This window comes from Streptomyces sp. NPDC048636 (genome assembly GCF_040650655.1).
GTDB lineage: Bacteria > Actinomycetota > Actinomycetes > Streptomycetales > Streptomycetaceae > Streptomyces.
On record NZ_JBEZHR010000017.1, the window covers coordinates 110,221 to 123,059 of the forward strand.

Here is a 12,839-nt window from a genome sequence, read left to right on the forward strand (position 1 = left end):
ACGCCCGTCACCCGCTGCCGGTCCGTCCGGCCCGTGACGTACGCGTGGATCCGACCTCGGTGCATGAGCCGTCCCTCACCTTCCGCGGGGCAACTTCCGCAGGGCAACCCCCTCCACGGCTCGGCCGCCGCGTGGTGCTCGCACACCAAGTCCCCATCCACCGCGCTGATGACTGCGAGAACCACTCATGGCCCCATCCACCGCGCCCGGCGCCTCCGTGACCTGCTCCGGACTGACCTTCCAGTGGCCGGACGGCACACCCGTCTTCGACGGGCTCTCCCTGACCATCGGCCGCGGCCGCACCGGCCTGGTCGGCGACAACGGCACCGGTAAGTCCACCTTGCTGCGGCTGTTCGCCGGACGGCTGCGGCCCGCCCAGGGGTCGGTGACCGTCGGCGGCACCCTCGCCCACCTTCCGCAGAACCTCACCCTCGACACCGCGCTCCGCGTCGACCAGGCCCTCGGTATCGACCGGCGGCGCGCGGCGCTGCGCGCCATCGAGGCCGGGGAGGTGGACGAGGAACACTTCGACACCCTCGGCGACGACTGGGACGTCGAGGAACGTGCCCTGGCCACCCTGGGCTCCCTCGGACTCGACGGCATCGGACTCGACCGCGCCGTCGGCGAGATGTCCGGCGGGGAGACCGTACTGCTGCGACTGGCCGCGCTGCTGCTGGAGCGCCCCGATGTGCTCCTGCTCGACGAACCGACCAACAACCTTGACCTGTTCGCCCGCCGCCGCCTGTACGAGGCCGTCGACTCCTGGCGCTCCGGGGTGCTGATCGTGGTGAGCCACGACCATGAACTGCTGGAGCGGGTGGACCGCGTCGCCGAACTGCGCTCCGGCGCGGTGTCCTGGTACGGCGGTGGCTGGTCCGCCTACCAGGAGGCGCTGGCCACCCAGCAGGAGGCGGCCGCCCGCACCCTGCGCGCCGCCGAGGCCGACGTACGCCGCCAGAAGCGTGAACTGGAGGATACCCACATCAAACTGGCGCGCCGTCAGCGCCAGAGCAAGAAGCTGGACGCCCAGCGCAGGGCCCCGAGGATCGTCGCCGGGGAACGCAAACGGTCCGCGCAGGAGTCGGGCGACAAGCTCCGCGGGCTCCAGGAGGACCGGCTCCACGAGGCGCGGGAACGCCGCGAGGAGGCCGCGGACGCGATCCGCGACGACGCCCGGATCCGGGTGTCCCTGCCGCACACCGCCGTACCCGCCGGACGCACCGTGTTGAGCCTGACCGGACTGCGCCTGCGCTACGGCGGGCTGCGCGAGGCCACCCTCCAGGTGCACGGCCCCGAACGCATCGCACTCGTCGGCCGCAACGGAGCGGGCAAGACCACCCTGCTGCGCACCCTCACCGGGGAACTCACCCCGCTGTCCGGCGAGGCCAGGACGTGGGTGCCGATGCGCTTCCTGCCCCAGCGCCTCGACCTGCTGGACGAGGAGCTGAGTGTGGCGGCCAACGTGGCCAGGGCGGCGCCCGGGGTGGCGGATCAGCACATCCGGGCCCAGCTGGCGCGGTTCCTGTTCAAGGGGGCACGGGCCGAACAGCCCGCGGGCACCCTGTCCGGCGGGGAACGCTTCCGCGCCGCCCTCGCCGCCACCATGCTCGCCGCCCCGGCTCCGCAGCTGCTCATGCTGGACGAGCCCACCAACAACCTGGACATGGCCAGTGCGCGCCAGCTGACCGGCGCGCTCGACTCCTACCGGGGCGCGCTGCTCATCGCCTCCCATGACCTGGCCTTCCTGGAGTCGGCCGGTATCACCCGCTGGCTGCTCCTCGGGGAAGAGCTCCGGGACACCACCGCCGAGGAGGTGGGCGAACTGCTCGCGGCACCCGACACGGACCGGGCCTAGCCCCGGCGCACGGCCACGGCCGCGGCGTCGTCGCCGAGGTGGCCGTCGACATGTGCGAGGAGGTCCTCGCACAGCCGGTGCACCACCTCGTCCGGACGCTGCCGGTGCCAGGCGGCGGCCCGGTCGGCGAGCGGGTAGAAGACACCGTCCGGGTCGCGGGCCTCGACCACACCGTCGGTGTAGAGCAGCAGCAGCTCACCTGGCTCGAAGGGGAACGTCTCGGTCTGGTACTCGGCCGCCCCGGCGAGTCGGCCCAGCCCCAGCGGCAGATGGCACTCACGGGGGCGGAGTGCGCCGACACCGCTGCCCCCGAGCCGCAGGGCGGGTGGATGGCCGCAGCTGATGGACCGGACGACGGGCTCCTCGTCGGGGATGTCCAGCAGCATGGCGGTGGCGAAGGACTCCTCGGTGTCGGTGGCGTCCCGGCCGCGCCACTGTGCGCTGTCCCAGCGCATCGCGCCGTCCAGATGGATGGCCAGGTTGCGCAGGGTGGCCTGGCGGTGGGCGGCCGCGCGGAAGGCGCCCAGCAGCAGCGCGGCATGGCTGATCGCGGCCAGCCCCTTGCCCCGGACATCCGCGATCAGCAGCCGGGTGCTGTGCGGGGTGCGCGCCGCCGCGTACAGGTCACCGCCCATCTTGGCCTCCGCCTCGGCGGGCAGATAGAGATGGGCGATTTCCAGCGGTCCGCTGCGCGAGGGCAGCGGTCGCAGCAGGACATGCTGGGCCGCCTCGGCCACCGAGGTCATCTTGTGCAGTTTCCGCTCCCGCCGGTCCCGCACCAGGCAGAACCCCACGAGCAGGGTGGAGACCACCAGGAGCGCACCGATCTGCGCCTGGATGTTGGCGGAGGCCATCACCCCCCGCCCCACCCCGATCGCCACCTGGGCGGCCACCGCGAGCGCCCCGATCAGGGCGGTCAGCCGGGCACCGGCGAACGCCACCGTGATCGCGGGCGCCGCGACCAGCAGCGGACCGAGGTGGATATGTGACGGCGACAGGATGTCCACCACGAACACCGCGGCGATCAGCCCGAGCGGCAGCACCACCGTCGTATGGCCCGGCTGCCAGGAACGACGGAGGGACGTCAGCGGCCGAAGGGGCATGGTTCCAGCATGCCCGTCCGGCGCCGTACCGTGCCGTACGGCACGGCCGCCGGGACGGCTAGCGCACCGGGAAGGTGACCCAGTGCAGCCCGACGAAGGGTGGACGGCCGGTGGTATCGGAGGAAAACCGGAGGTAGACGGTGTGCACCCCGGTGGTGCGGCTGATGTTCGCCGGAACCGTGCGCCATGCGGTCTTGCCACCGGTGTTGGTCACGGCGGCGGCGCCGACGGGGGAGCCGGAGGGGGTGTCGAGGTGGATGGCGACCAGTCCGCTCACCCCGGCCGGGGCGGCGGAGGCGATCCGGACCTGGCACTGGGTCGATCCGTCCCCGAAGTCCACGTTGTCGTAGCGCAGGTACGCGCCGTCGGCCAACGTAGCCACCTGGCGGCCGTTGGCAACCCCGGCGCCGGTGTCACCCGTGGCGGGGCGGACCTTCGCGTCGCCCAGGGACGCCGCGTCGAAGGCGTCCGCCGGGATGAACGAGGTGGCCGGGACGTGGTCCGGCGCGGGCCGTGCGGGGGAGGTGGTGTGCCGTGCGTGGGACGCCGGAGGGGTCGTCCGGCGCGCGCCCGAGGTGTGGGACGGCCCGGACGTCGGGGTGGTGTCCGGCGCGGGCCGGGAGGGGGACACCTCTCCGGTGGCGGGTGGGGCGAGCGACACGGGGACGTCCTGCCGCGCCCCGGAGTCCGTGGTGCCGTCGGGGGACACCAGCAGGAGGGTGACCGTGGCCGCCACGGCGGAGGCGGCCAGGGTGGCGGTCAGGGTCTTCGCGAGGGGGAGCCGCCAGGCCGATATCGCACCACCGGGCCCGCCCGGGGAGCCCGGGCCGGTCCGGCCGTCCGGGGGGTTCGGGCCGGTCAGGGGCGTGGCGGCCACCACGTCGCCACCGGCTCCGGAGCCCTCGGCGACCCGCACGGTGGCCGCGCGGCGCGGTGGGCCATCCGCTCCGGCACGCCCTTTCGCGGTGGTGCGCCCGCCGGAGGCGGTGGCGGTGGCGGCATGGTCGGCGAGATAGGCGAGCCCACCCCAGGGCAGCAGCCCCTCGGCGAGCACCTGCGCCGGCCGCTCACCCAGCCCCACCAGCACGTTCAGCACCCGGGAACACTGCGAGCAGTCGGCCAGATGCCCTTCGAGGTCACCGCTCTGATGTACCCCGGCGCGGCGTGCCGCGGCGTCCAGCAGCCCGCAGAACCGCCCGCAGTCGTCCTCGGCCGCCTGGGCCGCGTACGCCCAGAAGTACGCGTCACGGTAGGACCGCAGCGCGCGCTTGCGCAGCGAGGGCAGCCGCTCCGGATCCACCCCCAGCAGCAGCGCCGTCTCCGCGCCGGTGTCCTCGTCGACGACCGTGTGCCACAGGACGGCCTGGGTGCGCCCCGGGAGGTTGCGGAAGCCACGCAGCATCAGCGACCGGTTCTCCAGCAGCCGTGCGGTGGGTGCCGGATCGCTTAATCCCGCGAGGGCGGTGTCCAGCCAGGCGGCGAAGTCCGGGGCCACATCGGTGCGCCGACGGGTGGCGGCCCAGGCGGCGGCCGTGCGGTAGCCGAGGATCAGCAGGTGGTGGCGCCATGCCTCGCGCGGCTCCCGCGAGGTCCGGACGGTGTGGTGGGCCTGTTCGAAGACCTCGTCGGCGAGTTCCTCGGCGACAAGGCCGTCGCGGCAGCAGATGCGGGCATAGGACCGGACGGCCACGAGGTGGCGGCGCCGGAACTCCTCGGCGGCTGCCGCCATGAGCGCGGGGGAGGGCTCGTCCTCGAGCCCGTCGGAGATGTCCTCGAGCGGGCGGCTGCCGGCGATCAGCCGTATGAGGTCGGCGTCGGACCGGGAACTGCCGGTGAGGCGCACCGATGGTTCATAAGCGCCGAGTGGTTCACAAGCGTCGAGCTGGGACACGTTCCGACTCCCTCGTCCTTGCCGGCCCGATTCCCCGATGTGCCGTATCCCGGGCCTGGCCTGGGGAAGTTAGCAGAGGGATCGGTGGTGAAAAAGACTTCTGAAGAGGCTTACGGCGCACGCGTGTTGGAGTGCGCCCCCTGGCACGCTGTAGGTCTGGACCACAACGACGGTGAGGGTGTCATCCAGGGGTGTCCGGCATGTCCCGGTGGTGTCCCCGGCGTGTCCCACCGGTGTCCCCGTGGGGTCCCGGCGGTGCTCCCGTAGTGCCCGGGGTGTCCCCAGGGAGCGCGTCAGTAGCCGCGTCGCACATTGTCGGCGGTGGCGGCGTCGCGCCGCTCGGCCCGGCGCTGCCGTTCCACCGCCAGTTCGCCCAGCGCGTCGTCCACCGCGGTGAGCACCGTGGCCGTCGCCACGTCGTCCACCCGGGTCACGGCGGGTGAGTCCGGTGTGCTCGGGTCGTGGATGCCGATCGCCGTCGCGAGCGTGGCGAGGACGGGCTCGTCCGAGCGCAGCCGGTGGGTCGCGCGGCGGCGCGCGGAGGAGTCGACGAGCGCCAGCTCACTGGTGTGGAAGACCATCCACCGGCGGTGCCGCTCCCGGACCGCCTCCCCGTCCGCCTCCAGGGTGTCCAGATAGGCCCCCGGCAGTCCGCGGCCCCGGCGCCACAGCCACTCGCCGACGGGCTCGTACGGCGGCTCCCGGGTGAGGGCCGAGGCGGCCCGGTCCAGCATCCGGTCGGCCAGGGGCAGCGGCGGGCCCGGCACGATGCGTTCGCCGTCCAGCCCGATGGCCCGGGCGCCCAGGAGGTCGATGGCCTCGGCGCCCGCCAGCGCGAGCGAGAGATCGCCACGGTCGACGCTGTGCCCGGACACCGTATCCATGGCGACGATCAGCAGATCTCGTGGTGTGGTCATGGACGGCTCCCCGGCACGGGCCGCCCACCGCGCGGGGCGACCGGAAGGACGGGCACGGGAACGCGGACTGGGTCGCTTACGGGTACGGGGACGGGCGGACGCTCGGCCATGTGTCCAGCGTGCGACCGCGGCCGTGGCCACGCAAACCACGGTGGGGCACCTCCCCGGACCGCGCTGGTCAGCGCGCGACCTCGACCTCGAGGAAACGGCGGCCCCTCGGCCCCCGGTACTCCAGCGCCTCCCAGCCCAGCCGCCCCAGGACCGCGGCACACTCCCGCAGCGCCTCCTGGGCGGCGTACCCGGCACCGCTGCCCGAGGGGCCCAGCCACTCCACCCGTACCACCCCGGGGCGGTCCGCCGCGCTCACGCAGTAGCCGGTGGCGAGGCGGTGTCCCTCGGTGTCCACCGCCGACGGGCGGACACCGGCGGCCTCGAGCGCGAGCGACACGGCGCGCACCGGCTGGTGCGCCTCCCAGGCGGCGGGTACCGCCGCGGGGTCGGTGGCCCCGGTGTTCATCAACCGCCGGATCTGCAACAGCCCCTCGAAGGCGATGCGTACCGCCGCTTCCCGGCCGCTGTCGTCCGGGATCCCTCCGTCGCCGGTGGCCACGTCGAAACCGTCGGACGGACGACCGGTGTTGTCCACGCCTCCCACCCGGTCATCCTGTCAGATACCGCGTCGAGCTCGCCGGCCGTGCCCTGACGTCCCTTCATCTCCCGTGCCACACACCCGGGTTCGCTCATGGCGGACCGGATCCGCGGGGGCACCATCGGCTGATTCCCGATGGAACAGACGGATCTGGCCGTTATGCCCTCGGCGCCTCCCGAATGTCGCTACTGTGAGCCGCATGGATGCCGGGAACGAGCACCCCGACGACGAATGGCCGCTCCCTCCCTCCTGGATGTGGGGCTGCGGGGAATGCGTCGAGCTGTACAAGGCGATGAAGCTGGCCCCCGAGGTCGTGGAGGCGGCGCTGGAGGAATTCGGGCCGGGGGTGGACTGCGATCCGAGCGACAGCGTGGTGACGACGCAGATCCGGCTGGCCCGGCATATCGCCGTCGAGCACGAGGAATTCCTCCCCGAGGCCGACGAGGCATGCGAGAAGTGCATGTCGGACCTGCGGCGGCAGCTGCCGGAGGTGCTGGTCCTCGAGCACCGGGCACGCCATCTCTTCGCGCCACCACGCATCGTCGGCCTGCTCTGACACGCACCGGCACCTCATGACTCCGACTGCTCATGGCGTGGTGCGGTGCCCGCTGCTGGGCGGTACGGGCGGTGCTCCGGGTTCCGGCGGGTGGCGGCCGCCGTGCACGCCGTGGGCGACACGGCGGCGGCAGCCCCGAGACCTCCGGCGGGCGCACTGTCCGGCGCTCCGGGGGGCAGATCCGGGGCGTCAGGAGAGGCGCCCGCTCATGTCTGTCCGCGTCGCGCCCACGCACGGGCGTAGGCCGCCGCGGCCGAACGGGGGTCCTCGGCCGCGCACACCCCTGAGACCACGGCCGCGCCCACCGCACCGGCCGCCCGCAGCCGCGGCAGATCGGCGGGGGTGACACCGCCGATGGCGACGGCGGGAAGCGGAGTGAGCGCGACGAGCCGGGCGAAGCCGTCGTGGCCGAGGGCGGGTGGCGAGTCCGCCTTGGTACGGGTCGTGTGCAGGGCGCCGATGCCCACATGGTCGACGCGTGCGGTGCTCTCCGCCGCCGCCCGCAACCCCTCGGGCGTGGCCGCGCTGAGCCCGAGCACCGGCCCCTCGCCGATCAACTCCCGTACGGCGGCGGCGGGCAGATCCGACTGCCCCACATGGACACCGGTCACCCGCGCTCCGGCGGACCGCGCGGCCAGAAACACATCCACCCGGTCGTTGACGATCAGCGCCACCGACTCGGGAAGGACCGCGGCCACCTCCAGCACCGTGCGCAGGAAGTCCCCGCCGTCCGCGGTCTTCTCCCGTACCTGCACCGCGGTGACCCCACCGGCCACCGCACGGGCCACGGTCTCGGCCACGCTCCGGCCGCGGGCGGCGCACTGGGCGGTGTCGGTGACCAGATACACCGACAGATCCACCGGCCGTGCCCCGCGTGACGACATCGGGCCGTCGCTCATGAGATCGCCGCCCGCCGCGCGAGCTCCGACGGCTCCAGCGCGGCGAGGGCGTCCAGGAACGCCACCGCGAAACTCCCCGGGCCCGATGCCTCCCGCGCCGCGCGCTCGGCTGCCACGGTGTACGCGGCCACGGCCGCCACCGTGGTGGCGAACCGGTCCTCGTCCACCGCCGCGAACGCCGCCATCACCGCGCCCAGCGCACAGCCGCCGCCGGTGACCCGGGTCAGCAGCGCGTCCCCGTTGCCGATCCGGACGTGGCGGGTGCCGTCGGTGACCACGTCCACCGGACCCGACACCGCGACCACCCCGCCGGTGGTGCGCGCCAGCGCCTCCGCGGCCTGCCGCGCCGCCGCCACCTCGTGCGCGGAGTCCACCCCGCGGCCGCCGTCGCCGCCGTCCGCCAGGGCGATGATCTCCGAGGCGTTGCCGCGGATCACGGTGGGCCGCAGCTCCAGCAGCCGCCGCGCCAACCCGGTGCGCACCGGTAGCGCGCCGACCGCCACCGGGTCCAGCACCCATGGCGTTCCGGCCGCCGCGGCCGCCCGCGCCGCCTCGGCCATGGCGGTGCGCTGCTCGGCGTGCGGGGTGCCCAGGTTGACCAGTACACCCGAGGCGATCCCGGCGAACGGCCCGGCCTCCTCGGGGATGTCCACCATCGCGGGGGAGGCGCCCAGGGCCAGCAGCGCGTTGGCGGTGAAGCCGGTGACGACCGCGTTGGTCAGACACTGCACCAGCGGGGTGGTGTCCCGCACCCGGGCGAGGGCGTGCGCGGCGAAGGCGGTGTGCTCGGGGAGGTCGGAAGGGGCCATGGCGGAACGCTCCGGAACGGGGTCGGGACGGCGGCGGAGGACAGGGGCGGCGCCGGGCCTCACTCCGGCACCGGGCCGGTGCGGCGCGGTGCCCGGGCGGGCGCGTGGCGGCGCAGTCTGATCGGTGCGTAGACCAGGAGTGCCGCGAGGAAGGCCGTGTAATAGGCGAGATCGGCGCCGTGCAGCGCCTCCGCCACCGGACCCGTGTACAGGGTGGTGTCCATGAACGGTACCGCCGCGGCGAAGGCGGCCGCGAACGCCAGCAGCGCGGGCCACCAGGGCTGCGGCCGGGCGCTCTCGGTGGCCAGGTCGACGGGGGCGCCCTCGCGGGCCCGGGCCCGGGCGAACCAGTCGACGGCCACGACGGCGACGAAACCGGGGATCCAGTAGCCGACGAACAGCAGCACGTTCTGGAATCGGGCGGTGGTGTCCGCGGCGTGCATCCACAGCACCAGCGGGAAGCCGAGTACGGCGGCCAGGGCGGCCGCCAGCGGACGCGGAATCCGCACCCCGACGGTCTGGAGGGCCAGTGAGCCGCTGTAGTCGTTCATGGCGTTGCTGCACAGCGCGGCCAGTGCCACGGCCAGCAGCCCGAGTGCGCCCGGTGTGCCACCGCCCAGCGCCTCGTCCACGCCCCGGGCCGTCTGGTCGGTGAGCACCGAGGCGCCCCACAGGCCGAGCGCCTGCACCGCCACGAAGGAGAGGGTGACCCCGAGAAGGGTGCACCAGAACATCCGCACCCGTGACGTCGCGCGCGGCAGATAGCGGCTGAAGTCACTGGCGTACGGCGCCCACGACAGCGCGAGACTCAGCGCGATCGTGCTGGTCAGGATGAAGGCACCGGCACGGTCGGCGCCGTGGGCCGCGCCGGTGGCGGTCGGGTGTGTGCCGTCGGTCAGTTTCACGGCCAGTGCGAGGAACGCGGCGGCGAGCACGAACGTCATCACCGTCTGCATCCGGTGGATGGCCTCGTAGCCCAGCACTCCGAGCGCTCCCTGGGCGGCCATCATCACCAGCACCCCCAGCCAGAACGGCCAGCCGCACAGCCGGGCCAGCGCGTCCCCGCCGAAGAGCCCGATGAGCGCGTCCCAGGCGACCGAGGAAAGCCACTGGAGGACACCGGGCACCGCGACGGCCCGGCCGAAGGCCAGCCGCGCCAGTGGCAGCTGTCCGGCCCCGGTGAGACTGCCCCAGGTGCCGAGATACGCGGTGGGTACGGCGCCCAGCAGGGTGCCCAGGACCACGGCGGTCAGCGCGGTGGCGAAGTCGAGGCCCAAGGCGATGCCGATGGTGCCGGTGAACACACCGGTCATGGTCAGGTTCGGGGCGAACCACACGGTGAACAGCCGCCCCGGCCCGCCGTAGCGGTGGCCCTCGGGTACGGGCGCGATGCCATGGGCCTCGACCCGCAGATCGCCGGGTGCGGTGGGCATCCGGCCGTCGTGTACGGAAGCCGGGCCGGTGGTGGCCGGGCCGCCGGGCGCATGTGGCAATGACATCGATGACATCCCTCCGCCAGTGCTAACTGGTTCAGGTTCGACGGGTGTGATCTCAGCCCCCGCAGGGGCACCCCGTGTCCGGTAAGGCGGCCCCAGCGTAACGCTTCGCCCCGTGGCACCCCGCCGAGGGCGCACGACAGCGGGCCCGCCACCGGTCGGCCCGGCGGAGGGTCAACCGGACTGCCAGGTGAACATCGCCGCCTCGAAACGGCCCGCGGCGAGGTCCTCGGGCCGGATCAGCCAGTACAGGACACCGCCGTCGGCCCACATCATCCCGGTGTCCTCGTCGGAGTCGAACTGGGCCAGCAGCACCCATCGCGCCGCCTCCTCCTCGATCCGCGGATCCTCCCAGTCGACCTCGTCGCCCAGGACGGCCTTGGCGGCCCAGACCTCCACGGGGCCCTGCACGTTCTGGGCGTGCCCACCGATCTGGTGCGCGACGGTGCCCTGGTGGTCCCACAGCGCCTCCATGAATGTGGCACACCGCACCGGATGGGCGAAGAGCTCCTTGACGGACAGCGCGCCGAGCCCGAACTCGGCGTTCAGCACGAGCGATTCGGAGTCCGGCGCGCTCGGCGCCACCTTGGCGGTCAGTGGCACGGCCCGGTACGGGGTGAGCCCTTCGGGCGCGGGCCGCTCGGGCAAGTCGGCGGCCTCGGACGGCAGATGCAGCAGCCGCGCACCCGCCCAGGTGTCCGGATCGCAGGTGTCCACCACGGCCTCGCCCTCCTCGTCCTCGAAAGAGAAGAAGGCCAGCCGGCCTTCCGGGCGCAGGGGGATGTCCAACTCGTCCACGGGCAGCGCGGCGCAGTCGACCACGGCCACGAACGACAGCGGGCCATAGCCTTCCCAGACGGGCCATTCGATGGACTCGGGCAGCCGGGGCAGACCGCCGAGCTGACCGACCACGGGGTCGCCCGGACCGGCCGCCCGGAGGTGGGCGGCCGGGCGCAGCAGCCCCGTCCAGCGGTCGGCCATGTCCGGGGGCAGATGGGTGCGGGCCAGTGTGTGCAGGGCGTCGGGCGCGGTGTTCTCGTGAGTGGCCATACGCACCATGGTGACGGCGGGCACCGACAGGCCCGTCCCGGGTCCCCGTTCCCGGCCTCGCACCCCGGCGCTTCGACCTGACGTCCACCGCCCGGAGTTCGGTACCGCTGGTCCTGGACACCCCCGGGCGCACCATGCCCTGGCTCGATGTGGTCCAGAGCGTATCCGGCACCCCGTATCCGGCACCCGCCACGCCGTCCACCGGCACGTCAAGCTGCTGGCCGTGCTCGGCAGGAGCCTCACCCGGGCTGTTCGCCTCCGGCGCCCGGGTCGGTCCCGGTGAACTCGCCGGCCGGCAGGCCGCCGCGAGGGCCACCACCGTGCTGCTGCGCCACTCCGACGGATCGATCACCGTGTAGCGCCGTCGTGACGGCGAGGACACACTGGCCTTCGCGGGGACGTATCGGCACACCGGACCACGACCCGTCGGACGGCACCGAGCGGGATCCCTCCCGGATCGGGGCGGCGTTCCTGGTCCGCGGGGACCTCCCGCTGCCCGGGGGCTGCCCGGTGTACGCGCTCCACCCGGCCGGGCTGGAAGCCTCGGCGGTGCGTCCGCTGACCGCCGTGGATGTGGTCAACTCCCTTGCGGACAACACTTCGACGGTGAACTGAGGACGGGCCGACCCGTGGCGGGGCGCGTCCTCGCGCCCCGCCCGAAGTCATGGCCTCTGTCGTACTCATGCGCCCAATGTCCATTCCGTGGAAATTCCCGGCCTTTCGACGCGGCAGCCACCCGATGGTGCAGTTGTCATAACGCACACCGATCAGCGGGATGGGGGGAATTCGGCCGTGTTATCGGCACGCCGTCACACATGTCGCCTTCCCCTTGGGGCCCGGATGGGGAATGCGTGTACGGGTCGTCCAGTCTTCAAGCGATCGGCACACCTATTCCACAGACGCCGTGCGCACCACCCGGATCGGGCGTCGGATCGATGTCGCGGATGGGGGCTTCGCCCGTGATCGCGGGGTTGTCCGGGGAGGTCGGCGCGAGTGCGCGGGATAGGCGTGACGGTGGTGTGAAGGAGCGCCGCGCATCGCGTGGCCAATTGTGTCCACCCGGTGATCGGAACGTGACGGAATGCGCGGTTCCGCGTGATGTCTGATTCGCAGCCCACCGAGTAGGCGTGGTTACATCCTTTCGCGCTGAGGCGTTCTCAGGATCCCGGTCCCCGGAATCCTGTGATTGTTCTGCGGGCGCCGAGTCATTCGGCAACCGCGGGCCGCTGAAAGCTCATTCGAGATATTTATCCAAGGGAGACGCAATAATGAACAACGCACCCAAGGTCGCGACCCAGGAGATCTCCGACGCTGAGCTGGACAACGTGGCCGGCGGGCTGGGTGCGACGGTCACCGACACCCTCGGCACCGTCGACGCCGTCACCGCCCCGGTCACGGGCGTCGTGGGCACCACCACCGGCACGGTGGACGGTCTCACCGGCCTGAACTCCTCCGGCATCGTCGGCACCGTCGGTGCCCTCTGAGTCGACCCTCATCCCCTGAGGCGATCTCACCTCTGAGGCGATCTCACCTCGCCTCGCGGTGCCGCCGAGCGTGGCACCACCGGTCGTACGGCCCCGCCGTACGACCGGCCTCCTGCCCCGGGCCCGCCTG

The 12,839-nt window shown here is 73.2% G+C and carries 13 protein-coding genes and 1 riboswitch; of the genes, 5 read left to right on the forward strand and 8 right to left on the reverse strand.

All coding sequences use genetic code 11. From position 1 onward, the window contains the following. The first annotated feature begins 187 nt into the window (after positions 1–187). A complete protein-coding gene (locus AB0C66_RS31875; protein ID WP_362446517.1) occupies positions 188–1,855 on the forward strand; it encodes an ATP-binding cassette domain-containing protein in 1,668 nt (555 codons plus the stop codon). On the opposite strand, the gene AB0C66_RS31880 is transcribed toward AB0C66_RS31875, so the two are convergent. The 4 genes from AB0C66_RS31880 to AB0C66_RS31895 all read right to left on the reverse strand — a co-directional run bounded on the left by AB0C66_RS31880 (position 1,852) and on the right by AB0C66_RS31895 (position 6,421). After that, a complete protein-coding gene (locus AB0C66_RS31880; RefSeq protein WP_362446520.1) occupies positions 1,852–2,958 on the reverse strand; it encodes a PP2C family protein-serine/threonine phosphatase in 1,107 nt (368 codons plus the stop codon). The genes AB0C66_RS31875 and AB0C66_RS31880 overlap by 4 nt on opposite strands. Before the next feature lie 58 nt (positions 2,959–3,016). Then, the gene (locus AB0C66_RS31885; protein WP_362446523.1) at positions 3,017–4,849 is read right to left on the reverse strand and encodes a carbohydrate-binding protein; all 1,833 of its coding nucleotides are present in this window, start codon (positions 4,847–4,849) and stop codon (positions 3,017–3,019) included. 293 nt (positions 4,850–5,142) lie between these two features. Then, on the reverse strand, positions 5,143–5,766 hold the full coding sequence (locus tag AB0C66_RS31890; protein WP_362446526.1) for a GPP34 family phosphoprotein: 624 nt from the start codon (positions 5,764–5,766) through the stop codon (positions 5,143–5,145). Between the two features lie 178 nt (positions 5,767–5,944). Beyond that, positions 5,945–6,421: a hypothetical protein gene (locus tag AB0C66_RS31895; protein WP_362446528.1), complete on the reverse strand. Its 477-nt coding sequence runs from the start codon at positions 6,419–6,421 to the stop codon at positions 5,945–5,947. 193 nt (positions 6,422–6,614) lie between these two features. On the opposite strand from AB0C66_RS31895, the gene AB0C66_RS31900 reads away from it, so the two are divergent. Next, complete coding sequence (locus AB0C66_RS31900; protein WP_362446531.1) at positions 6,615–6,971, forward strand: hypothetical protein; 357 nt, start codon at positions 6,615–6,617, stop codon at positions 6,969–6,971. Positions 6,972–7,177: 206 nt separating this feature from the next. Here the strand turns inward: AB0C66_RS31900 and thiE are convergent, their stop codons facing one another. The 4 genes from thiE to AB0C66_RS31920 form a co-directional block, all read right to left on the reverse strand. Further along, positions 7,178–7,855 carry a thiamine phosphate synthase gene (gene thiE / locus AB0C66_RS31905; protein ID WP_362446534.1) on the reverse strand — a complete coding sequence of 226 codons (678 nt, stop codon included), beginning with the start codon at positions 7,853–7,855 and terminating at the stop codon, positions 7,178–7,180. Between the two features lie 11 nt (positions 7,856–7,866). Then, complete coding sequence (gene thiM, locus AB0C66_RS31910) at positions 7,867–8,679, reverse strand: hydroxyethylthiazole kinase (protein WP_362446537.1); 813 nt, start codon at positions 8,677–8,679, stop codon at positions 7,867–7,869. Positions 8,680–8,738: 59 nt separating this feature from the next. Then, entirely contained in the window at positions 8,739–10,178 is a 1,440-nt protein-coding gene (locus tag AB0C66_RS31915; RefSeq protein WP_362446540.1) for a cytosine permease, read from the reverse strand. Next, a riboswitch (TPP riboswitch) is annotated at positions 10,170–10,263 on the reverse strand. It overlaps the preceding gene by 9 nt. Positions 10,264–10,349: 86 nt before the next feature. Next, positions 10,350–11,225, reverse strand: a complete 876-nt coding sequence (locus AB0C66_RS31920; RefSeq protein WP_362446543.1) for a YwqG family protein — start codon at positions 11,223–11,225, stop codon at positions 10,350–10,352. Between the two features lie 134 nt (positions 11,226–11,359). Between AB0C66_RS31920 and AB0C66_RS31925 the strand changes: the two genes are divergently transcribed. From AB0C66_RS31925 to AB0C66_RS31935, 3 genes are all read left to right on the forward strand, one after another. Continuing rightward, complete coding sequence (locus tag AB0C66_RS31925) at positions 11,360–11,584, forward strand: hypothetical protein (RefSeq protein ID WP_362446546.1); 225 nt, start codon at positions 11,360–11,362, stop codon at positions 11,582–11,584. 7 nt (positions 11,585–11,591) lie between these two features. Next, positions 11,592–11,840 carry a hypothetical protein gene (locus AB0C66_RS31930; protein WP_362446549.1) on the forward strand — a complete coding sequence of 83 codons (249 nt, stop codon included), beginning with the start codon at positions 11,592–11,594 and terminating at the stop codon, positions 11,838–11,840. 653 nt (positions 11,841–12,493) lie between these two features. Then, a complete protein-coding gene (locus AB0C66_RS31935) occupies positions 12,494–12,709 on the forward strand; it encodes a type A2 lanthipeptide (RefSeq protein WP_362446552.1) in 216 nt (71 codons plus the stop codon). Positions 12,710–12,839: the final 130 nt, after the last annotated feature.